This is a genomic window from Nostoc sp. 'Peltigera membranacea cyanobiont' 232 (assembly GCF_002245985.1).
Lineage (GTDB): Bacteria > Cyanobacteriota > Cyanobacteriia > Cyanobacteriales > Nostocaceae > Nostoc.
On sequence record NZ_NOLK01000137.1, the window covers coordinates 1 to 22,728 of the forward strand.

Genomic DNA, 22,728 nt, shown 5'->3' on the forward strand with positions numbered 1-22,728 from the left:
CCATTCCCCATTCCCCATTCCCCATTCCCTCCTATTTATGTCGCTGTTGATGCCACTGCCACGCATGAGCGACAATATCTTCGATGGATGGATACTGAGGTTGCCAGCCTAAGATTGCTCTGGCTTTATCGCTGCTGCCAATGAGAATTGGGGGATCTCCAGAACGGCGATCGCGTTCTTCTACTGGTATCGAAATTCCTGTCACCTGTTCGACTGCTGCAATCACTTCTCTGACGGAGAAGCCGCTACCATTACCTAAATTAAAAACTTCGCTATCGCCACCTTTTAATAAATATTCCAATCCCAAAATATGGGCATCTGCTAAGTCATTAACATGAATATAATCGCGAATACAAGTACCATCGGGCGTGGGGTAATCGGTGCCGAAAATTGATATAGATTCTTGTTTGCCTAAAGCTGTCATCAACACCAAGGGAATCAAATGAGTTTCTGGGTTGTGATCCTCGCCGAGTAAGCCATTGGGATTAGCACCAGCAGCATTAAAATAGCGGAAACGCACTGATTGAAAACCATAAGCAACATCAAAATCAGCAAGAATCCGCTCTACCATCAACTTTGTAGCGCCATAAGGATTAATTGGATTTTGAGGATGGTTTTCTGGAATGGGCACAAATTCAGGTATCCCGTAAGTGGCACAGGTAGAAGAAAAGACAAATTTCTTTACAGATGCCGTCAGCATCGCTTCTAACAGGGTGAAAGTACCAAGGACGTTATTGCGGTAATATTTAGCAGGGTCAGTCACCGATTCTCCTACGTAGGCGTAGGCAGAAAAGTGCATTACAGCAGTAATATCACGGGTTTTAAATAGACGATCTAGCAAAGCGCGATCGCCTGTATCCCCTACGATCAGTTCTACCTGTAAAACCCTTTCTACTAGGTCACGATGCCCATAGACCAGATTATCAAGTATGACAACGTTATAACCCGCTTCCTTCAAAGCAAGCACCGTATGAGAACCAATATATCCAGCTCCCCCCGTTACCAAAATAGTAGGCTTTCCAGGCGACATAGTTTTTCCTTTTAAGTGGATTACTCAATTAATTTAGTTTACCGGTGCCACATTACTCTTCTGGAAAATTATAAATAATAGACGCAGTGTTAAAAATTTGAACTAAAATCACTACGACGGTAGTCTTTGGGTGTGAGGTTTGAGGTATTTTAAGTCAAATAGTGCGATTACAATTTGACAATAAAATAAATCCATTTCCCGAAACCTCTAGGTTGACCCTTACGCAGGACGCTTCTAGCGTCGCGGCTAAGAAGTCACTGGTTGTTTTATACAGGGAAACCATGCAGGACAGTTCATCCTGGGGCATGAAAACCCCTAGTAAAGCTGACTGTCTGACCACCACACTGGCTCACCGCACCAGAAAATTTGAGAGTTAATCTATGTTTCTATTGCTAAGCCGGGTACTGTTGTGGCTGCTGATTGGCACTATCGTATATTCTCTGTTCCAGCGATTTTATCCCTCTGGAACTTTTGTAGGGCGATTAATCTTAGTCGTTATCTTGATAATCGTAGCCCTATCATTTCTTAACCCCAGTGAACCAGCTGTGGCATCGTTGTGGAGAATGCTGTCTTTTCCACTCAAGCCTCTAGGAGCCTCTGTTTTACTGATGATTTTGGCAGCTCAAAAAATTAAAGGAGGCGGAATAGAAAAACCAGGAGGATACTTGATAGGTTGGGCACTGACGATTTTACTGTTGGCAAGTACACCCGCAGTCGCTTATTTCCTCTATAGGGCACCTCTAGCAATGACAGGTGAAACCCACGTAGCAACTGCTATACCAATATCTGGGACACTGGTGGCATTAGGGCAACCAACCACCACAGCAAACATCTCAGATGTAAGGGGGGATAGCATTCTTTCTTATAATCTGAGAGTGCCTCCTTACCTGTTACAAGGAAATCCTCAAGATATTCGCACACGCGGTTTACGACTGGAAGACTTTGTACCGAATTCGGAAACGTTGCAATTGACAACAAGAACTTGGGAAAGTTATCTCGTTGAAATTTACAGGTTCTTGCGTGTTCAACGGTAATAAAGTAAGAGAGAAGTCAGAAGTCAGAATACAGAATGTGAGTCCGCAAGCGTCTTGCATTCCACCAAATTCAAAATTTGGTGGGGGACTTAAACCCGTTTTTTCATTCACCCTACCCTGTGGGAAAGCTAAGAGCGAACAGGTGACGCTCTTCCTGTTGCACAGAGTTGAATTCTGTAGCTTGCTTCCCTGAAAGGGTATTCTGGCTCCTGACTCCTGAATTCTTTCTTGTTAATTTTAGAAGCCATATTCTCTCTACATAGCTGCCTTCTTGGAGTAGCAGTTAATCTAGGATGATAAAGTTGCAAAATTGCTTTAATGGCAAAATCTCGACGAATTGCTAAACTCGGTGCTTACCTACGACCCTATTGGCGGGATGTGTCTTTAGGCATTCTTGCTTTATTGTCTGTCAATGCTCTGGGCGTTTATATCCCCTTGTGGATTCGTGCTGGTATTGACAAACTCTCGACAACCTTCAACTACCAAATACTACATTACGTAGTAATTATTGTCTTACTCAGTTCGGCAATGTGGCTAATGCGGATGGCATCACGCATTTGGCTATTTGGAGTGGGTCGTCAGGTGGAATTTGACCTGAAACAACGGATTTTTGAACACTTACTCAAGCTGGAGCCGGCTTATTTTGCCAGTAATACTGCTGGTGATTTAATTAGTCGCGCTACCAGTGATGTGGACAATATCAAACGGTTATTGGGTTTTGCAGTTTTGAGTTTGGCAAATACGGTGTTTGCCTACGCCCTGACACTGCCAGTAATGCTGGCGATTAGTGTGGATCTCACACTAGCGTCTCTGGCAGTTTACCCTTTTATGCTCTTGTTGGTGAGTCTGTTTAGCAATCGCTTACGCAAACAACAAGCAACAGTCCAAGAGCAACTCTCTGACATCAGCGAACTCATCCAGGAGGATATTAGTGGCATTGCCTTAATTAAAATCTATGCCCAAGAAGCAAATGAGCGTCGAGCCTTCGCTAAGAAAAATCAGCAGCTATTGACTGCTAACCTAGAACTGGCAAAACTCCGAAATACACTGTTTGGGCTAATTGGCGGGCTAGCTAATATCAGTTTACTAGTAATCATCTGGCTAGGGGCGGCGCGGATGTCTTCTGGGGCGCTTACGGTTGGCGATTTTTTAGCACTGTTAATCTTTGTAGAGCGTCTAGTTTTTCCCACAGCCATTTTAGGATTCACAATTACTACCTACCAACGGGGTGAAGTTAGTATCGACCGCTTGGAATCTATTCTCTCTGTCACACCGAAAATTCAAGATGCAGATGATGCCATACACCTTCCAGTGGCTGAACTTAAAGGGGAAGTGACAGCTAAAAATCTCACCTACATTTACCCTGGTTCCAATACGCCAGCTTTAGAAAATGTTAACTTTACCATTGCTCCGGGAGAAACCGTGGCCATTGTTGGGGCAATTGGTTCGGGGAAATCCACTTTAGCCAATGCTTTACCGCGCTTGTTGGATATTGGATCGGGACAATTGTTTTTAGATGGGCTGGATATTACTAAAATAGCTTTGGCAGATTTACGAGGTGCGATCGCCTACGTTCCTCAAGATAGTTTTCTATTTAGCACTACAATCAAAAATAATATCCGCTATGGCGATCCAATTAGCGAACAAGAGCAGATAGAATCTGTTGCTAAACTTGCCCAAATTGAATCAGAAATTAACAATTTTCCCCAGCAATATGAAACTCTTGTTGGGGAACGCGGTATTACTCTTTCTGGCGGTCAACGACAACGTACTGCTTTGGCTAGGGCGATGCTGGTTAATGCTCCAGTGTTAATTTTGGATGATGCTCTCTCTAGTGTGGATAATCAAACAGCCACACAAATTCTCAAAAATCTTTCCGGTGGTACTGAGCGCAAAACAGTAATTTTCATTACCCATCAGTTATCGGCGGCGGCGGCGGCGGACAGAATTTTTGTGATGGAAAAGGGAAAAATTGTTCAGATTGGAAATCACTTAGAACTTTTACAACAACAGGGTTTATACAGAACTTTGTGGAGCCAGCATCAAGTTGAAGAATTACTGCATTAGTAAGCTAATCGGCATTTAAGTTGCATAATCAGGGCGGGCAAGATGCCCATCCCCACAAGATATTGAGCAAATTTGAATATGCAAATTAGATGTGTTTTAGCTTACAACATTTAACATTAAGGACAATTTTTTATACAGCGTGTATAATTTGTTGTTTAGTTGTTGACAATTGCATAGTTATATGCTTAACCTGGGACAAGATTTTTTGACTGACAGCTCATTTATTCCACATGGACATTGTTACCTCTGGAAGCCGAGCTTAGTGTGGCTAAACATCATCTCAGATTCTTTGATTGCTTTGGTGTATTATTCTATTCCCATTGCCCTTGTTTACTTTGTCCACAAACGAAAGGATTTCCCCTTTAAATGGATACTTTTATTATTTGGAGCTTTTATCGTCTCTTGTGGTACAACCCATCTGATGGATGTATGGACGCTTTGGCATCCAACTTACTGGCTGTCCACTTTCATTAAATTTATTACGGCGATTATTTCACTATATACAGCGATCGCACTTTTACCCATCATTCCCCAGGCTTTAGCTTTGCCAAGTCCGGCACAACTAGAAGTAGCTAACTGGCAACTAAAACTTGCCTTAAAGGAACTTGAAAATACACAAGCTCAACTGATTCAAACTGAAAAAATGTCTTCATTAGGGCAATTAGTTGCGGGTATTGCCCATGAAATTAATAATCCGGTGAGTTTTATTGACGGGAATATCGTTATTGTCAATGAATATATTAGAAATTTACTCAATTTGATTACGCTTTATCAAAAATGCGATTGCCATTTACTATCAGAAATTAAAGCTTATACTGAAGAAATTGACCTTGATTTCATTAAAGAAGACTTCCCGAAAATCTTATCTTCCATAAAAATGGGAGCCGACCGGATCTCCAATCTAGTCTTATCTTTGCGTAACTTCTCGCGGCTAGATGAAGCTGAAAAAAAAGAAGTTGATATCCACGAAGGTCTTGATAGCACTCTCTTAATTTTGCAAAATCGCCTGGAAGCTGAAGGAAATCATCCAGAGATTCAAGTTATCAAAGAATACGGTAACTTACCTAAAATCGAGTGCTATGCTGGACAACTAAATCAAGTATTTATTAATATTATTAATAATTCTATCGATACTTTGAAAGAATCAATAATTGGTTGTCGTCTATTCGCGGTCGATTATAAAACGACTCGCAACCAAGAACTGACAACTTACAATCCTCAGATTCATATTTCCACTGAGGTTTTAGACACCAATCAAGTCATAATTCGGATTGCTGATAATGGCTGTGGGATGCCAGAAGAAGTAAAGCAAAAAATTTTTGACCCATTTTTTACAACTAAACCTGTTGGTTCAGCTAGAGGTCTAGGGATGTCGATTAGCTACCAAATTATCAACAAGCATGGTGGCATACTCAAGTGTATTTCTACACCGCTTCAAGGCACAGAGTTTACCATCCAGATTCCGATTCAGATAAAGTCTGTTTGATCCTAAATTTGGTCTGTAGCAATCTTGAATCAAACGCGCAGAAACAAAATCCCCGATTTCTCAAAGAAATCGGGAATCTGGGGGTTGCAATACTCACAAATCAAATAGAATTGCTATACGTATTAAGAATCACAGTATGCGCGTTTTGCTAATGTGACATCTAGTACGAATGGATTGTCATTACCTTGAAATTTAGCGATCGCACGACTGCGTTCTATTTCAGTAATATCAGGTAGGTCTTGCTGATTCCATTTACACAAAGTCTGACGCTGATTCTGAAAGTAATTTCGGTCTACTTTATCAGCTTGATTCCGATAAATAGTGTAAAAGTAAAAAACTGCCCTAGCTATATCCCCTTTTACTTTCTCTCTAGGTTCAAATTTAGCAGATGCCGATTCGCTAAACTCGTCAATTGCACTTGTAGGAATTGTAGATTGAACAGTATCATTTCGATACCATTTTTTAGTCTTGGTGTCGGCTATATCGTCGAAGGGTTTATTTCCTCGCTCGCTATTAATATCTTCGCGTGCGGGAAATAGATGGTGCAGGTCACTTTTGGCATTACCGTTTTCAGCCCCTTTACTTTGTGGCCAAACGTGTTCGGTATTCAGTCCTAACTTGTCAGCTTCCTGACTAGGATCGCCATTACCATTTAGACGAATTTGGTAATTAGCATAGATATCTGTCACAATCCCTGCTTGGTTGTCAATAATGCCAAACATTTCGTCTTTTGCGCGATCGTAGTTCAAAGGCTTGCTGGGCGTATACTCCTTAGCTAGTTCTTCAACTAAAGCGACTTTCGATAATTGAGGCAATATAATTGCCGAATCACTTACGGGAGTGGGAGTAGGTTGAACAACAGGAGGAATTGTGTCATTGGACTGGTTAGCAGGTAATGTAAATGCTGCAATCACAGGATCGTGGTCGCTGACAGGCTTACTAAAGCCAACGTTGACATGCACAATGTCAATTTTCGGTTGAGCAACACGAGAAAGATTTTCACTAACCAACAAATGGTCAATGAGTTGAGGATTTCCCTTGAATTTGAAAGTAAAGCGATCGCTAGCAGGTAAACTATCTGTCAGATTTTCCAGAATGTTACCCTTCAAGGTCTTCAGAGGTAGAGAATCTGGTAAATCGTTTAAGTCACCCAGTACAATTACTTTCGCTTGCGGGTCAGCTTCTAGTATTTGTCCTACGAATTCATTAACGATTTCGGCTTGTTTCACTCGTTTCACATCGGTAGGGGAACCTCCCTTTTTAGAAACAAAGTGATTAGCAATGATAAACACTTTTTGACCGTTAAATATAAATTCTGTCGCCAGTGGTTTACGGCTTGCCTCGAAAGCACTATTGGTAGGGTCAATCCGACCTGGATTGAGGGAAAGGTCAAGACCATTTGCACCTTGAGTAATAGCCACAGCATCTAATGAACCGCCTTTTCTAGGCAGTTTTGCTAGAGTTATTCGGCTGGGTTGAAACAATAAACCGACACGGATATTGCCTCCAGGTTCTCCACCATCTTGGTCATCGCTGGGCGCAATCTCAACAAAGTCGTATGTTGGACTACCGATATTTTTGAGCGCAGCAATCAGTTTTTGGTAAGTCTCGTTTGCATCCACAACGTCATCATCAACTGGCCCGTTGTTATCTTGAACTTCAACCAAACTGATGACATCTGGTGCGTTCAAATTATTGCCAATAATTTTGGCAATATTATCAAAGCGTCGATCTTTTGGGTCTAAATTCTCGACATTAAAAGTTGCAACAGTCAATACATCCTGTGAATTTTTCAGAGATGTTGTTTCCTGTTGTGAAACTGGAAGTAAAGAAGTTGGCAATTGAGCTATTGGACTAGCGTGTAGTGGACTAATCCATACAAAGAAGATGAGAGCAACACTAAGTAGTTGAAATTTGATGAATTTCATTCTCTCTTCCAATGAAGTTACTTTCTAGATTAGTCTTCTTTTTAATAAAGTTCAGTTAAGAAAAGTTTTAGGTTAGGTAAAGGTTTAATCTATTGGAAAAAATCTTCATTTAGCAGTGGTAGCAACAATGATACTAGCTCATAAATAGTTTTAAGAAAATTCTTAAAACTGGAATTTTATTGTTTTGTCAACTTAAATCTAGTAGACTTTTACCACCATTTTCAGAAGAAGTACGCAGCCTCTGCAAAAACTCAGTAGTTAAGGTGGGAGTTTCTTGTAAGTGCTGCAAGTCTTCGCTTTGTTTTGCCATTTCTCGTACTGTAAACGGATGGTTAGCTAACGCTATTCGATGCATCGGTGGAAAAGCTTCTAGTTCTCGCTCCAATATATGGAATTCACCGTAGTTTAGATTCATTTTTATAGTTTAGTTATATTGTCAGCAGTTGTTAGGGCGATTGTTGAGTTGATTTGATTCTTGATTAGCCATCCGATCGCACTTGCTTAGAAGAGGACTGTTCCTACTACTGATGCTTTACATAACTTTATAAAACTAGTAAAAGGTGGTGTAATTACCACGTTAGTTTTTTTAATAGGTGGGTAGTATAAATTACCGAAGAAACTAATTTGGCATATAGTGATGTTCAAAACTAAATTATCAGAATTCCGTGCTTCAGGGGAATTTTATACCTCGAAGTTAGCCGATCGCCATGTTGGAGCGATCGCAGCTTTAATTTTAATTAGCTTACTGAGTTCATTAAGTGGAACACCACTTAACCATACCATCACTAACTGCTGGGAAGGCTTTGTCTGGGGATTGGCAGATCCAGTAATTGGTTTGGATTGTTTAGTGGGTATTATTGCTATTGGCTTACTGTCATCTATGTTTGTTCGTGGCGCTGCGATCGCTGCATGTTTTGTCTTAGCAGCAATCTTGGGCATTGTAATTCATCTATTCCAGCTAAATTTACCAGCCATAGAAATAGCGTTTGCCATTTCTACCATCGTTTTTGGTACTATGCTCATAATTCCAAATCAACCAAGCTTTGTGGTACTTGCTCTGATGGGCATCAGTGCTGGTTCATTTCAGGGTTACACTGTAGCTGAATCTATTATTGGGGCAGGAATCATTCCATTAGTTGCCTATATACTAGGTATGACATTGACTCTGTTTGCGGTTGCCATGAGTGCCAGAGAAATTGGTGTTGCAATGGGTATGGGAGAAATAAACCGAACTTTACCCTGGAAAATTAGCGTTGCTGGCTTCGCTTTGTGTGCGATCGGTATCGTGTTTTTGAGCAATTCAACGATCTAATAAAATATTTCAATTTAGTGGAATACATTATTTGTGGGGGCATACAGCTAAGTGTAAGCCCCCACTACGCGTTCAAGGGAACTGAAACTTTTTTACAACAGAAAGTTTTGCAGCAGCACCACAGAGTTTCAGTGAATAAGCTGATGCATCTCTGCGCTAATCTAGAAGCTATATGTTGTAAACAAAGGCTTATGACAGTTGAAGAAATTGCGGATACGTTAACAGAATTATTTAGCACATCGGCGGTTAGTGCGATCGAGCCAGGATCGTGGCAAATAGACACTTCAACTTTTCGGCTGTTAGTGCTGCTTTCCGAAGATAATACTTGGCTACGAGTTTTACTGCCTATTGTGTCCGTAGAGGAAGGGCAACCATTTTTAGGACAGTTCCTAGAAGCCAACTTTGATGACACTCAGGAAGTACGTTACGCTTTGTATGAAGGAGTAATTTGGGGGGTATTTCAACATAATAGTGGTACTTTAGTGAGTGAAGATTTGTCTAATGCAATCAACCGACTTGTATCTCTCTATCAGGCTAGATTAAATAATGTTTTTAATCGACTAATTGAAAGCCGCATCCGGCAAATTATTCAGGCAGCAAAACTGCAAGGACAATCTCTTCAAGCTACTATGCAAAGCTTAGAACGCTTTTATGCAGAAGGATTTATGGGTGAAATCAATCAAAGCTTAGAGGCGCGAGAAGAAGTTCTAGCTGCTTGGCGGCATCAGTTAGAACGCTTATGGAATGAAGGTTGATTTCAACTTTTAATCGGGATTTATATCCACACCACGTTTACATATTAAAGTAATTTACTGATATATCTATTTATCATGGATATCATTGAAATCCTCAAAGAAGACTATCAAAGATTCCCAGTAAATCAAACTTACACTATTTACGCTCCAGATGTTTATTTTAAAGATCCACTGAATAAGTTTAGTGGTGTTAAACGTTATAAAGAAATGATTAATTTCATCCAAACTTGGTTTTTAGATCCCAAGATGGACTTACATAATATTCAACGTTTAGGAGACACAATAAAAACTGAGTGGACACTCAGTTGGAATACTCCTCTTCCCTGGAAGCCACGAATTTCTATTCCTGGTAGGAGTGAATTAGGTCTTAACTCTGATGGTTTGATTGTCTCTCACGTCGATTATTGGAATTGTTCGCGTTTAGATGTAGTAAAGCAGCATTTATCTGCTGAAAAAATCTAATCAATTAAGAGAACTTTTTCTAAATAGTGGCTGATGTCTCAAAAACTTTAAATCCTATTTAAAAAGGAGAATTTTAAAAAGGTTATTCACCATTTTTTTAAACTTGTCATTACCAATATTTTATCAGTATAAATACATACTCTGACTCTAGTTCTCTTCCATTTTGAAGTTACACCTCGTAGATGATGATGGCAAACCGCTATGCGTCTATGCGCTTCCATTAGAAGCCATTAACTAACGTTAAAGCAATCGTCCAAAAAACCAGATGCAGTCTCTGAATTAAGAGAAATTACTCAGATGTATGTATTGGTTTCATAAAAATAAAATTATTCACGAATATTACTGAACCAGAAAACAACTTTACTAAGCCAAACTAACTCTAGAACCCTCTCTAACAAATATATCTATGTTCTAGGAAAAGCTGAATTTAGATCCGATGGACAGAAAACAACTGATTCAAATATGGATTAAAGCTTCTAACAATAGATATAGAGAATGAGCAAATGCGAATTGTTCATTAAAACTATTTGTTGCGGACTAGTGCGTAGGCGTAGCCCGTCGTAGACATCGCAATTTATCAAACAGCAATATTGATGCCATTCGTCAGAATTTAAAATTAATTCTGACCAAAAAATCGCCTGAATAAACTAAGTTTTTGCATCTCCACCAAATCTATGATTTAGTAATTTTCATGATTCCTGAGATGCCATTTCTTGAAGAAGAATTCAGATAATATCATGCCATATCATGCATATTAGCTTATACATTTTGTAGTGTAATATCATTTTTCCTGATATTGACAATGCTGCAATCTGAGACTTTCAAAACAATTGCTTGTTTAAACTGTCATTAGAGTTTATAGTAATACGGTGTTTTTCCTTACAATTTCTCGGCAAGTTTATACCATGATTTATTCTCCCAAATTACAGAAGTATTTGGCAGGTTTCTCTTTGTCTATATTACTAGTAGCTGATTTAGTAATCACACAAAAAGTTCTTCCGGCTTTTGCTGAAACTATCAATTCATCTATTAGTAGTGCTGTGACATTCAGTTGTAATGATAGTGAAGCGACAATTAAAGCTAAAAATGGCCCCAGAGTAGTTAATGGAAGTTCAGCCTTTTACATTGGTTATCAGCAAGTCTCATCTAATAACAAAAACCCTGTAACTATCCGTTTCAACAATAGTATTAAATCATGGTGTCGGACTGATTACGAAACAACGAATGACGATGGTACAGGTTACGGATTGTATTGGAATGGTGGGGATGTTTTATATGGCGTTTACTCTTCCACTGGTAGTCAGACTGGTAGTGATTTTCGCCGCTTTGCAACTGGGCGTTGGTTGTCTAGCTATGGTAGTGGAGGCGGGCCAAAAGTCGCAGTTATAGCCCGGATTAATCCAGCCAATGGGGAGGTTAACTATGCCACATTTTTATCTGCGAAAAAGGCGGATAATGGAAATACAAACTCTTTAGTTGTCCAAACCCTATCATGGAATGGCACAAATTTAACTGTGCAGGCAAAGTCATGGTGGACTCCCCGTCGCGCTAATACAAATTCCATGACTTGCACTGGTTCATCACCTTATATATACACAGCAGTATTCACTGGCGATTTAACAAAGGTTAACTCGGCTTCAGCTGCTACCTGTAGTTAAAAGGTAAGGATTCAGCTATCAAATTGAGGACTTAGCAAAACTCCAGACAGTAAGGGCAATTGGTGAATTGCCCCTACCAAAAAAATCAAGGTTTGGGCTATTTTTTGCGTAAGTCTTGAAATTGAGGAAGCATATTTTTCCAGTTATTTAAGAATTGACAAAAGCGATCGCTCTTTCTCAATTATCTACTCCTAATTTTTCCCATCTGGACGCTGAATAATCGTTTCCACCACCCGCCGCTTGGCTTTCGGATCGATACCTACCAAGCGCACATACTCACCGCTATATTCTGCCAGAGTTGCTTCCAAATTTGATATTGCATCAGACTCTGCATCTATGTGGCTATGAACACAAGTTTGCCATGAACCCATGCGGAAACGGCGCTCATCGACGTGTTCAATGCTAATTTTGTAACCTTGAGACAATAATTGCCTAATTTGAGCTTGTGTATCCAGGGTTAAATGGCTACTGGATGCTTCCTGCTTCTGGAATCCATTTCCATTAGTTTTTGGTTCTTGAATTGCACCATTACTTGACGACTGATTAATTGGTGTCGCAGGCGGTGGTGCAGATTGAGAATTTCTACCTCGATTGAGTCGATTGTAATCATCAACCAAATGGGAATTTTCCACCCGTTTTTGTTCGCCAACCAGGAAGTTACCAGACTCGATCAAGTGAGATAGCCTGAAATCTGGCTTTTTAAATTCTGGTGGCCCTTCAGTGCTGTTAACCACACTCAAAGATACCCGCTCAAAACCGACTTTATGGATGTAGTTGCGGATTTGTTCGTCATAAATGCGCGATCGCAAAGCGCTAAAAAAGTCAATTGACTGATTGACAAAAGTATCAACTAGCTGTTCAACTTCCTTCTGCGACAGTCCATCCTGTTCAAAAATTCCCTTGACAATTCCCACTTTGTCGTCTCTGTCTGGTTCCCAGTAAAATTTCTCCATCCGTCCATCCCGAATTAACGGTGCATAGAGGGTGGAAAAATCATTACCTGTAACAATAATCGGCACACGATGTAAAGGCGTGGAATCATAGCTTCCAGGTAACTGTACATCTGTGGGATTATCAGCAATATTCATCAGTGTGGCATTCACCAACTGCGTATTTACAGTATATTGAGTGCCTTCATCAAAGCGCCCAGCACCCGCATCTAAATCGTTAATCATCAGTACGCACATTTTGCCGCGTACTTTGATCAGTTCTGCTGTTTCTCGATAGCGCAACCGAATCAACCGCGCCGGATCTCCTGCATCTGGACTTTCCAATTCGCCGCCAGATATATTAGTCACCTCGATACCCATTTTCTCGAAGACTAATTGACATTGAAATGTTTTGCCTTCACCTTTGCGTCCGTGAATACCTAAAATCACGGGAACTCGCACGCCAGGAAGCTTTAGAAAGTTTTTGGTAATGTGGACAGCCAATTTGTCCAGAAAGCGGGGAGCGATGTAGTAACCCATAATAATTATCTTTGCCTAGCACTGCTTAAAGTAATGTTAAGTTTTTTTGGTGATGACTGTTTATTTATCTTTTGGAAGAAATGCAACGCTACCACACACGTCTTATTGGATATGCATCAAAAATTTTATCAGCACTCAGTAATGGTATATTTTCCACTACCGATTGTGCAATTAAAATTCGGTCAAATGGATCGCGATGATGTAAGGGTAGTGTAGCAACAACAATAATATGGTCTATAGTGATTGGCAGTAATTCAATACCATTCCTAATTATTTGCTGTTCGATAAACTCGTCAAAAGCCAGACCCAAGTTGAGTTTACCAATGCTGTGCTTGATTGCCATTTCCCAAACACTAACAATACTCAGTAGATTTTCATTATTTTCAATTTGCGATCGCATACTAACGCTGATTCTTGGATCACCCATCACAAACCAAATAAAAATATGAGTGTCCAGTAGCTGCCTCATTACATATATTCCTTAAAATCTTCTAGTGGTTCATCAAAGTCATCAGATATTGTTATAAGTCCTTTGGCACTACCATACTTAGGACGGTGTTTAAGTGGCGACACAGGAGTTAACTTCACCAAAGGTTGATTATCTTTGATGATGATGATTTCCTCGCCACCGAGTGCTGCTTCAATTAAGTCAGGTAAGTTTTGAGATGCTTCAGCTAAAGTAATTTGTTGCATAATTCACCTTTGGATATAAAAATTAGGTGCTACCACTATCCTAACTTTGAATGCTCGATTAAGTCGGAGGAAACCAATTTAACCAAGCGTCCCAATTTTCTACTATTTGGGCAAATTCTGCATAACCGCCTGCTCTTGGATGAACACCATCATTATCTTTTGCTTCATTAATCCAGATATTTGATTTTTCTAATATCGGAAAAATGTCTAAATAAGGTACATTTAATCCTTTACAAATCAAAGCATATTGATTGCTTAGATAAATCTATAGTTCTCTGCTTTCTTTGAGGATCTTCTTGTTCTACGTATGGTGCAGGACCAACCATCAAAACAGGATATAATTTTTGAGCTTCACTTAAAATTTCATAGGCATTTTTGAGTGAATCTGCCAAATCCACACGAGTTTTACCATTTTCTAATGTTGTGTCATTCAATCCAAAAGAAAACACAACTCTGCTATCATATTCTTTGGCTAATCGCAGTGATACTTCCTGTAACCAACGGTTTGCTATATCAGTACTAGTATCACGCCTAATTCCTAAATTATAGTAGGTAATGTCATAACCTTTTTTATTAGCATTAGCACATACTCTCCCTGTCCAACCAAGACATTCTGGATCGCCGGTGCCGTTAACAAAGGAGTCACCAACAAAACAAATTCTTACCTCTTGTAGCATTATTACTCTCTTAAAAAACATAGAGGCACAGAGAGAATAACTCCACGCCCCTTTATTTACGTTTCAAACAAAATCTAGTAAATAGGAGAGGCAGATAATTCTACCTCTCCTATGGGGATAAACTAATTATTTAAAGCTCGCTAGCTTTAGTATCTGTTAGCTTTGTTAGGTTTGTGAACAAGAAAGCTGAGAATTTGGCACTGCTTGATGTTGTCAAAACCTACAACACGAATATAGCTAGTGCTGAATTGAGAACGGCATCCTTGAACTTCGCTCAGTACTTCTTGAGTAGATTTAGCACCGAACAAAGGCAGCTTCCACATTGTCCAATACAATTCTGTTGGCTCAGAAGTTTCGTTAAACTCGATCGCTGGAATGTAACCTTGATTCAAAATGTACTGGATCTGTTTGGCAATTTGAGCATCAGTCAGGGGTGGCAGATAAGAAAGGGTTTCGTAACGACGCTCTTTTGGTAAAGTTTGCATAGATTTTGATAATGGGTTGCGATTTTTTACTACTAGGTTGACCGAACTAATTAGATAAGTTATCCAAATTCGGATCTGAAGTTGCTTGCTTTTCTGTGTGCAGGCTGGGGTTAGATGTGTCTATTCGTGTGATGCGTTCTAAATGCTGGCGACGCTGTTCCATGTTGGCTTGCTGAATGCCAGTGCGAACCATTTCCGGTAAAAATTCTGCAATTTCTTCCACAATGTGTTCTCTAACAGTCATGATTCGCAAAGCCAAATCTGGTTTTTCTTGCAACAGTTGCTCAATGTATGATTCACCATTCTGAATTTTGCCAGACGAAAAGTTATGAAGCCAAAGTTCTAATGGAGGATTCGTTTCGCCTAGCTGTGCCAATACTGTCCTTAGAGCCTGATAAGTCAGATAGCTTTGGAGAGTTTTGGCTGTGTCCTTCGCAATTTGCTTAAGATTCATGCTTGACCCCAGCCCTGAAGAGTTATGAGTTATGAGTTATGAGTTATGAATTAATGCAAATCCTAACTCCTTTACAGACGCGATTCATCGCGTCTCTACTTCTAACTCTTAACTCTTAACTGTTAACTCAGATCAGACGGTATCCATTGCTTCAAACTCGAACTTGATTTCTTTCCACAGTTCGCAAGCAACAGCCAGTTCAGGAGACCACTTGGCAGCTTCGCGGATGATATCGTTACCTTCACGAGCCAAGTTGCGGCCTTCGTTACGAGCTTGAACAACGGCTTCCAGGGCGACGCGGTTAGCAGTTGCACCAGGAGCGTTACCCCAAGGGTGTCCCAGAGTACCACCACCAAATTGTAGTACGGAGTCATCACCAAAGATTTCTACCAGCGCTGGCATGTGCCATACGTGGATACCACCAGAAGCAACTGCCATTACACCAGGTAGAGAAGCCCAGTCTTGGGTAAAGTAAATACCACGAGACTTGTCTTGCTCAATGTAGTTTTCACGCAACAGGTCAACGAAGCCCATTGTGATGCCGCGCTCACCTTCCAACTTACCAACTACTGTACCAGTGTGGATGTGATCGCCACCAGACAAACGTAAAGCTTTAGCTAATACACGGAAGTGGATACCGTGGTTTTTTTGACGGTCAATTACAGCGTGCATTGCCCGGTGAATGTGTAGCAAGATACCGTTATCGCGGCACCAACGAGACAATGTGGTGTTCGCGGTGAAACCTGCGGTGAGGTAGTCATGCATGATGATGGGCTGTTTGAGTTCTTTAGCGAACTCAGCCCGTTGCAACATTTGTTCGCAGGTGGGGGCGGTGACGTTGAGGTAGTGACCTTTGATTTCACCGGTTTCAGCTTGGGCTTTGCTGATAGCTTCAGAAACGAACAAGAAGCGATCGCGCCATCTTTGGAATGGTGCGGAGTTGATGTTTTCGTCGTCTTTGGTGAAGTCCAAACCACCGCGCAAGCACTCGTATACAGCGCGTCCGTAGTTCTTAGCGGAAAGACCCAATTTGGGCTTAATGGTACAACCCAGCAAAGGACGACCGTATTTGTTTAACTTGTCGCGCTCAACTTGGATACCGTGAGGAGGCCCTTGGAAGGTCTTGATGTAAGCTACTGGGAAACGGATGTCTTCTAGACGTAGTGCCCGCAGAGCTTTGAAACCAAATACGTTACCGACAATTGAGGTTAATACGTTGGTTACAGAACCTTCTTCAAACAAGTCCAAAGGATAGGCAACATAGCAAATGTACTGGTTGTCTTCGCCGGGAACTGGTTCGATATCATAACAACGACCTTTGTAGCGATCGAGGTCGGTGAGCAAATCTGTCCACACAGTTGTCCAAGTACCTGTGGAAGATTCAGCCGCAACAGCCGCACCTGCTTCTTCGGGAGGAACACCAGGCTGAGGTGTCATACGGAACGCAGCTAGAAGATCGGTATCTTTTGGTGTGTAATCGGGTGTGTAATAAGTTAGTCTGTAATCTTGAACCCCGGCTTTATACCCAGATTTGCTCTGAGTCTTCGTTTGAGCGTAAGACATATTTTATCCTTCCCTGAAATCACTCTTGTTAATTATCAAATCATGTTTTGTGCAACTTCCCCCCACCTGGTTCTTTCCCCCCTTAAATGAGAGGAAGATTCAGGAAAAATTTTTGTTAGGGGTTGTCTTTGGCAAAAGGTAGCAGTTTTTTTGCGGCGCACACTTTGGTTGCGGTGGTAGCCTTAGTCACCAGTGTTATCCCCTTCTAGGGGTACACGACCTAGCGCTTCTACTGTTTCCTCTTGTTACAAATCAAAATTATTTTTTACCTCTTCTTTGCACTCAACTAAACCTTCTCAATTTCACAAAAACTTCCGCTTTTCGCGGTTAGCATTTAGATAATTTCCCTACAAATGGAGGTATTCAGGGAATTGGGCTGGCTGGCACACATTTCCGCTTTTATACTCCTTTTATCTTCTCCGTTGATGGAAAAGATACCATAAAAGAATTTACTTGACAGAGATTTAGCAGAGTGGTGAGCGAAAGATAAAAAATTGCACGCCACTTAAATTTGTAACTTGTCTCACAATATATCAAGAATTTGATAAGTTATTCTTTGAAAGTTTTTAACTTATCTATTTAATTTTGTTATTACATAAAGATTTAAACATTTTGTTACAAATGCTTTACAAAGTGTCATCAATCAATGTAGTGAAGGGATTGGGTACTGGGTATTGGGTTAGGAAAACTCATCCCTAGTCCCCAATGCCCAATCCCCAAAACCTATAAAAATTTGAGAAAAATTCCAGATGACGTTTAAAAAATCTCAGCTAAGGGAACACTGAAATTAACCCAAAGCCAGTTTAGGTAACGGCTATGGGTATTGTCTCCAAAGGAAATGTCACCGTGGTATTGTTTTACAAGCGTACTAGTTTATTGATTACTTCTATCTTGCTGGGGTTGATAGCTGTGCCAGGTACGGGATGGGCACAAAAAACTCCTGACATTAAATCATCCGATCTAACCCCTGCTTACCCACCTTCTGCACCGCCACCGCGAGTAGAACCATTACCCGATGAGCGTGGAGTGCAAGAAAATTCGCCAGTAACTGATTATCGTGTCGGTAACTTGCTGGAAGATTTTACAGGCAATCTTTGGGTAGGTTCTTGGCGGGGATTGTCGCGGATCGATCCTAAAACCGGCAAGATTATTTCTCGTGTTAGCTTACCGAATGTTGCCATTGGTGCTTTAGCCCAAGATAAAGTAGGACGTTTGTGGGTGGGAAGTTATGAGGGATTGTTCCGAGTAGACCCCCGCACTAGCGAAATAACCGCGCAGAATTTATTTTTGCCTTCCAAAAGGGTTTTGTCATTGTTACTTGACAAACGGGGTTATTTGTGGACTGGAACTGATAGCGGTTTAGCTTTAATTAGTCCCGACCAAGGCTTGATTATGACAACAGTAAAAAATCTGCCTGGTGTCAGCGCTAACACTCTAACCTTAGATGCTGAAGGTCAACTGTGGGTTGGCACTCTTGATGGATTGGTGCGGGTAAATACGGCTAGTGCTGGGATTATGAAGCGGATTGCCGATTTGCCAGGGACGACTGTTCAAGCTTTAGCTATCAGTCCAGAAGGATTAATTTGGGCGGGAATGCCGAATAATTTGTTAGTTATTAACCCAAAAACTGGCGCAGTGTTACGGTCTGTAACTCGTTTACGTGGGCGTGACGTGAAGGTGGTGCGTTTTGCTAAAGATGGTAGTGTCTGGGTTGGAACTAGCAATGGTTTGTTACGATTAAATCCAAATACAGGCGCTGTGTTAGATGCAGAAGTTGCTGGACTTCCTTCTAGTCGGGTTCTTACCCTTGCACCTGATATCGCTAGTAAATTATGGATCGGCACTAGTGAAGGTCTAGCTTGGTTAATGCCCAAAACGAACAGTGCAAAACCCCATATTGCTTTCAGTCGCGCTGTTAAATGACAAGATTAAGAGTTAGGAGTTAGGAGTTAGGAGTTATGAATTAAATTAAACTCTCAACTATTGACTCCTATCTTCACTGCTAACTCCTAACTTCTATCTTCACTTCTAACTCGTAACTCTTAGGAGTCGTGTAAAAATAAGTTGAACAATTTAATATTTGTAGTGCGGGCATCTTGCCCGCGCGAGCAAGATGTTTGTCCTTCGGACACGCTACGCGAACGCACTACTTATTTTTACTTGATGCCTTAACTCCTAACTCAGCACTCAGCACTCAAAAAATGGCAATCACTACCCAGCAATTAATTCAATGGAAACAACAGGGACGTTCAATTGTGGCATTGACCGCCTGGGATTATGCGATCGCTCAACTCATCGATGCAGCTGGTGTAGACTTAATCCTTGTGGGTGACTCTATGGCAGTAGTTTTAGGGTATGAAACAACACTGCCGATAACTTTGGATGAGATGATATACCACGCCAAATCTGTGCGCCGTGGGGTTAAACGAGCATTAGTAGTTGTAGATTTACCATTTTTGACGTATCAAGAAAGTCTCCAACAGGCAATGCATTCAGCAGGGCGGGTGCTGAAGGAAACGGGCGCTCAAGCGGTAAAATTGGAAGGTGGTTATCCAGCGATCGCAGAAACTATTACTCGTTTGGTAGAAGCTGGAATTCCGGTAATGGGTCATGTAGGTTTGACACCGCAATCAGTACATCAACTGGGTTTGCGACAACAAGGGAAAACCCAAGAAGCGAGTGAGAAAATTCTACAAGAAGCGATCGCTCTCGAACAAGCAGGTGTATTTTCTCTAGTTTTAGAGCATATACCCGCAGATTTGGCAATGCAGATTACACAAAAACTGAGCATTCCGACAATTGGTATCGGTGCAGGAACTCACTGCGATGGACAGGTTTTAGTTACCTCGGATGTAATCGGACTTGCCGAGAAGCATCCACCATTCGCCAAGGTTTACACCAACTTGCGAGAGACGATTACCAAGGCTGTGCAAGATTATGCCGTAGAAGTGCGCGATCGGAAATTTCCATAAATATGGATTTTACGATCAAAAAATACAAAAAGCTGCCAAATAGCTAGTTTCCACCTGGAATAATTTATGCAATCAGAGAGCCGCGCATTATAAAATTGCTGAAGTTAAAAACTGTGCTATAACATCCAGAGTGAAAACTCACAGCATATTTTATCGTCTATTTCAAGAATTTCCTAGTATTTTCTTTGAACTAATTGGCAATCCTCCCGAAACTGCAAATACCTATCAATTCTCTTCAGTTGAAATCAAACAAACAGCCTTTAGAGTAGATGGTGTATTTCTTCCCACTCAAAACGAAGAAAATCCGATTTACTTCGTTGAAGTTCAATTTCAACCAGATTCAGATATTTATTTGCGCCTAGTTTCAGAAGCATTTCTCTATTTGCGGCAAAAGAAATCTAAAAATTCTTGGCGAGGAGTGGTGATTTATCCCAGAAGAAATATAGATACTGGTAGTCACACCAGAAACCACAATCGAAGTCATCTACCCAGAAAGTGACGGACAGCCAATGGCGGATAATACAGAACAATTTGCATGGATTGTCAAAATTAAAGAAAATTTAGAAATCTTATTTCCATCGTCGGCTGATGTATTTATCGCCGGAGATTTGTTTTGGTATCCAGTTCAAGGAAACCCTAATATTAAACAAGCGCCCGATACGATGGTAGTTTTTGGCAGACCAAAAGGAAAACGGAGTTCCTATTTACAGTGGAATGAAGATAATATACCACCACAGGTAGTATTTGAAATTCTCTTGCCAGGTAACACCCTCAAAGAAATGGCTAAAAAATTGCAGTTTTACCAGCGTTACGGCGTTGAAGAATATTATATTTACGATCCAGCTAAGAACGATTTAAATGGCTTGCTGCGTTCTGGGGATAGTTTTGAAGTTATCGAAGAGATGAATGGCTGGGTAAGTCCGCGTTTGGGAATCCGTTTTACATTAACACCGGATAATCTAGAAATTGTTTCTCCCACCGGACAAAAGTTTTTGTCACCAGTAGAAATTGACCAGTTACGGGAACAGGAACGCCAACGTGCAGAACGGGAATGTCAAGAAAAGGAAGCGGCTTTACAAGAATTAGAAGCGGCTTCACAAGCAAAGGAAGCGGCTTTACAAGAATTAGAAAAAGAGCGCGATCGCTATCAAGAATTGCTAGCTAAACTCAAAAAAAAAGGAATTGACACAGATAATTTGTAAATGCTGCTGTTGGATTTACAGAAGTAGTCATAAATTAGCCTTTTTTTATTTAATTTTACTTCTGTGATACTTATTGATATAGAAACTAAAAATTTAACTATGGAACAACAACCGATACAAGTAATTGGAGGTGGACTAGCTGGAACAGAGGCAGCGTGGCAAATAGCCCAAGCTGGAGTGCCGGTAATTCTCCATGAAATGCGGCCAAAACGCTTCAGTCCTGCTCATCATACAGAACATTTGGCAGAATTAGTGTGTAGTAATTCCTTTGGGGCAATGGCAAGCGATCGCGCGGCGGGATTATTGCACGAAGAATTACGTCAACTAGGTTCTATCGTCATTTCCAAAGCTGATGAACACGCCGTACCTGCTGGTGGGGCGCTAGCCGTCGATAGGGGACAATTTGGCCAAGACTTGACTCAAACTTTAGCCAGCCATCCTTTAATTGAATTTCGTCGGGGTGAAGTATCTGCCATTCCCGAAGGAATTGTGGTTTTGGCAACTGGGCCTTTAACCAGTCCCGACTTAGCCGAAGATTTGCAGCGCTTTACGGGGATGGAATACCTGAGCTTTTTTGATGCTGCGAGTCCGATAATTGTGGGAGAATCGATTAACCGTGACATTGCTTTTATGGCATCACGTTATGACAAAGGTGAAGCCGCTTATCTCAACTGCCCAATGAATAAAGAGCAGTATTTGCACTTTAGAGAAGAACTATGTATTGCGGAACAAACAGAACTCAAGGGTTTTGAACGGGAAACGGCGAAATTTTTTGAAGCTTGTTTACCTATTGAAGAACTAGCACAGCGTGGCGAAGATACCATGCGTTACGGCCCCTTAAAACCAGTAGGATTGTCAGATACTCGCACCGGGGAACGTCCTTATGCTGTGGTGCAGTTACGACAAGAAGACAAAGCCGGTCAACTGTGGAATATGGTAGGATTCCAAACTAATCTGCGTTGGGGTGAGCAAAAACGGATATTTCAGCTAATTCCTAGTTTGGAAAAGGCAGAGTTTGTGCGGTTGGGAGTGATGCACCGCAATACTTTTCTTAATGCACCTCAGCTAATGCATCCAACTCTGCAATTTAAAGAACGTCCGACATTGTTAGCTGCGGGACAGTTGATTGGTACTGAAGGCTACACTGCTGCGGCTGCGGGTGGCTGCTTGGCGGGAATTAATGCCGCGCGGCTAGCTTTGGGTAAAGAAACTTTGGTTTTACCAGCAACAACAATGATGGGTGCGTTAGTGGAATTTATAAGTTCCGCTTCGCCGAAGCATTTTCAACCAATGCCGCCCAATTTTGGAATTTTTCCCGATTTGGGAATGAAAATCAAAAGTAAACCAGAGCGTTATGGACGTTACCGCGATCGCTCTTTAACCGATCTAACAAACTGGAAAGCTAATCAGAATTAATGGGCATTGGGCATTGGGAAAGACTTGTTTAAGTTCTCACTCAAGTCACCTTGTCCCCTGCTCCC

General features: G+C 41.1%; 20 protein-coding genes and 2 pseudogenes. 12 read left to right on the forward strand and 10 right to left on the reverse strand.

Features of this window, described 5'->3' with window-relative positions; genetic code table 11:
• Nucleotides 1-31: 31 nt before the first annotated feature.
• Nucleotides 32-1,030: a UDP-glucose 4-epimerase GalE gene (gene galE, locus CDG79_RS30785; RefSeq protein ID WP_094345510.1), complete on the reverse strand. Its 999-nt coding sequence runs from the start codon at nucleotides 1,028-1,030 to the stop codon at nucleotides 32-34.
• A gap of 380 nt (nucleotides 1,031-1,410) precedes the next feature.
• Here galE and CDG79_RS30790 point away from each other — a divergent pair, with 380 nt between their 5' ends.
• The 3 genes from CDG79_RS30790 (at nucleotide 1,411) to CDG79_RS30800 (ending at nucleotide 5,617) form a co-directional block, all read left to right on the forward strand.
• A complete protein-coding gene (locus CDG79_RS30790; protein ID WP_094345511.1) occupies nucleotides 1,411-2,064 on the forward strand; it encodes a hypothetical protein in 654 nt (217 codons plus the stop codon).
• A 318-nt stretch (nucleotides 2,065-2,382) separates the two neighbouring features.
• Complete coding sequence (locus CDG79_RS30795) at nucleotides 2,383-4,131, forward strand: ABC transporter ATP-binding protein (protein WP_094345512.1); 1,749 nt, start codon at nucleotides 2,383-2,385, stop codon at nucleotides 4,129-4,131.
• A gap of 205 nt (nucleotides 4,132-4,336) precedes the next feature.
• Nucleotides 4,337-5,617 carry an ATP-binding protein gene (locus CDG79_RS30800; protein ID WP_223278432.1) on the forward strand — a complete coding sequence of 427 codons (1,281 nt, stop codon included), beginning with the start codon at nucleotides 4,337-4,339 and terminating at the stop codon, nucleotides 5,615-5,617.
• 122 nt (nucleotides 5,618-5,739) lie between these two features.
• Here the strand turns inward: CDG79_RS30800 and CDG79_RS30805 are convergent, their stop codons facing one another.
• Complete coding sequence (locus tag CDG79_RS30805; RefSeq protein WP_094345514.1) at nucleotides 5,740-7,545, reverse strand: endonuclease; 1,806 nt, start codon at nucleotides 7,543-7,545, stop codon at nucleotides 5,740-5,742.
• Nucleotides 7,546-7,732: 187 nt separating this feature from the next.
• Nucleotides 7,733-7,960 (reverse strand): DUF416 family protein, encoded by a 228-nt coding sequence (locus tag CDG79_RS30810; protein ID WP_094345515.1) that lies wholly within the window; start codon nucleotides 7,958-7,960, stop codon nucleotides 7,733-7,735.
• 222 nt (nucleotides 7,961-8,182) lie between these two features.
• Here CDG79_RS30810 and CDG79_RS30815 point away from each other — a divergent pair, with 222 nt between their 5' ends.
• The 4 genes from CDG79_RS30815 to CDG79_RS30830 all read left to right on the forward strand — a co-directional run bounded on the left by CDG79_RS30815 (nucleotide 8,183) and on the right by CDG79_RS30830 (nucleotide 11,732).
• Nucleotides 8,183-8,857 carry a HupE/UreJ family protein gene (locus CDG79_RS30815; protein ID WP_094345516.1) on the forward strand — a complete coding sequence of 225 codons (675 nt, stop codon included), beginning with the start codon at nucleotides 8,183-8,185 and terminating at the stop codon, nucleotides 8,855-8,857.
• 191 nt (nucleotides 8,858-9,048) lie between these two features.
• A complete protein-coding gene (locus CDG79_RS30820; RefSeq protein WP_094345517.1) occupies nucleotides 9,049-9,612 on the forward strand; it encodes a hypothetical protein in 564 nt (187 codons plus the stop codon).
• A gap of 75 nt (nucleotides 9,613-9,687) precedes the next feature.
• Nucleotides 9,688-10,074: a DUF2358 domain-containing protein gene (locus CDG79_RS30825; RefSeq protein ID WP_094345518.1), complete on the forward strand. Its 387-nt coding sequence runs from the start codon at nucleotides 9,688-9,690 to the stop codon at nucleotides 10,072-10,074.
• Between the two features lie 905 nt (nucleotides 10,075-10,979).
• Complete coding sequence (locus CDG79_RS30830; protein ID WP_094345519.1) at nucleotides 10,980-11,732, forward strand: hypothetical protein; 753 nt, start codon at nucleotides 10,980-10,982, stop codon at nucleotides 11,730-11,732.
• Between the two features lie 191 nt (nucleotides 11,733-11,923).
• On the opposite strand, the gene CDG79_RS30835 is transcribed toward CDG79_RS30830, so the two are convergent.
• The 7 genes and pseudogenes from CDG79_RS30835 to CDG79_RS30865 all read right to left on the reverse strand — a co-directional run bounded on the left by CDG79_RS30835 (nucleotide 11,924) and on the right by CDG79_RS30865 (nucleotide 17,073).
• Nucleotides 11,924-13,201: a ribulose bisphosphate carboxylase small subunit gene (locus CDG79_RS30835; RefSeq protein WP_094345520.1), complete on the reverse strand. Its 1,278-nt coding sequence runs from the start codon at nucleotides 13,199-13,201 to the stop codon at nucleotides 11,924-11,926.
• 88 nt (nucleotides 13,202-13,289) lie between these two features.
• On the reverse strand, nucleotides 13,290-13,670 hold the full coding sequence (locus CDG79_RS30840) for a type II toxin-antitoxin system VapC family toxin (protein WP_094345521.1): 381 nt from the start codon (nucleotides 13,668-13,670) through the stop codon (nucleotides 13,290-13,292).
• Nucleotides 13,670-13,894, reverse strand: a complete 225-nt coding sequence (locus CDG79_RS30845; protein WP_094345522.1) for a type II toxin-antitoxin system Phd/YefM family antitoxin — start codon at nucleotides 13,892-13,894, stop codon at nucleotides 13,670-13,672. The genes CDG79_RS30840 and CDG79_RS30845 overlap by 1 nt, the downstream gene beginning before the upstream one ends.
• A 58-nt stretch (nucleotides 13,895-13,952) precedes the next feature.
• Nucleotides 13,953-14,571 (reverse strand): annotated as a pseudogene (locus CDG79_RS30850) (GDSL-type esterase/lipase family protein).
• Nucleotides 14,572-14,717: 146 nt separating this feature from the next.
• The gene (locus tag CDG79_RS30855) at nucleotides 14,718-15,056 is read right to left on the reverse strand and encodes a ribulose bisphosphate carboxylase small subunit (RefSeq protein WP_094345523.1); all 339 of its coding nucleotides are present in this window, start codon (nucleotides 15,054-15,056) and stop codon (nucleotides 14,718-14,720) included.
• Nucleotides 15,057-15,102: 46 nt separating this feature from the next.
• A complete protein-coding gene (rcbX, locus tag CDG79_RS30860; RefSeq protein ID WP_094345524.1) occupies nucleotides 15,103-15,510 on the reverse strand; it encodes a RuBisCO chaperone RbcX in 408 nt (135 codons plus the stop codon).
• 132 nt (nucleotides 15,511-15,642) lie between these two features.
• Nucleotides 15,643-17,073: a form I ribulose bisphosphate carboxylase large subunit gene (locus tag CDG79_RS30865; RefSeq protein WP_094345525.1), complete on the reverse strand. Its 1,431-nt coding sequence runs from the start codon at nucleotides 17,071-17,073 to the stop codon at nucleotides 15,643-15,645.
• Between the two features lie 816 nt (nucleotides 17,074-17,889).
• On the opposite strand from CDG79_RS30865, the gene CDG79_RS30870 reads away from it, so the two are divergent.
• From CDG79_RS30870 to trmFO, 5 genes and pseudogenes are all read left to right on the forward strand, one after another.
• Nucleotides 17,890-18,996, forward strand: coding sequence for a ligand-binding sensor domain-containing protein (locus tag CDG79_RS30870; RefSeq protein WP_094345526.1), 1,107 nt, complete (start codon nucleotides 17,890-17,892; stop codon nucleotides 18,994-18,996).
• A gap of 278 nt (nucleotides 18,997-19,274) precedes the next feature.
• Entirely contained in the window at nucleotides 19,275-20,045 is a 771-nt protein-coding gene (gene panB, locus CDG79_RS30875) for a 3-methyl-2-oxobutanoate hydroxymethyltransferase (RefSeq protein ID WP_094345527.1), read from the forward strand.
• Between the two features lie 130 nt (nucleotides 20,046-20,175).
• Nucleotides 20,176-20,499 (forward strand): annotated as a pseudogene (locus CDG79_RS30880) (Rpn family recombination-promoting nuclease/putative transposase); the annotation flags it as partial.
• Between the two features lie 55 nt (nucleotides 20,500-20,554).
• A complete protein-coding gene (locus tag CDG79_RS30885) occupies nucleotides 20,555-21,247 on the forward strand; it encodes a Uma2 family endonuclease (RefSeq protein WP_094345528.1) in 693 nt (230 codons plus the stop codon).
• A 99-nt stretch (nucleotides 21,248-21,346) separates the two neighbouring features.
• Nucleotides 21,347-22,663 (forward strand): FADH(2)-oxidizing methylenetetrahydrofolate--tRNA-(uracil(54)-C(5))-methyltransferase TrmFO, encoded by a 1,317-nt coding sequence (gene trmFO, locus CDG79_RS30890; RefSeq protein WP_094345529.1) that lies wholly within the window; start codon nucleotides 21,347-21,349, stop codon nucleotides 22,661-22,663.
• The last annotated feature ends 65 nt before the right edge of the window (nucleotides 22,664-22,728 follow it).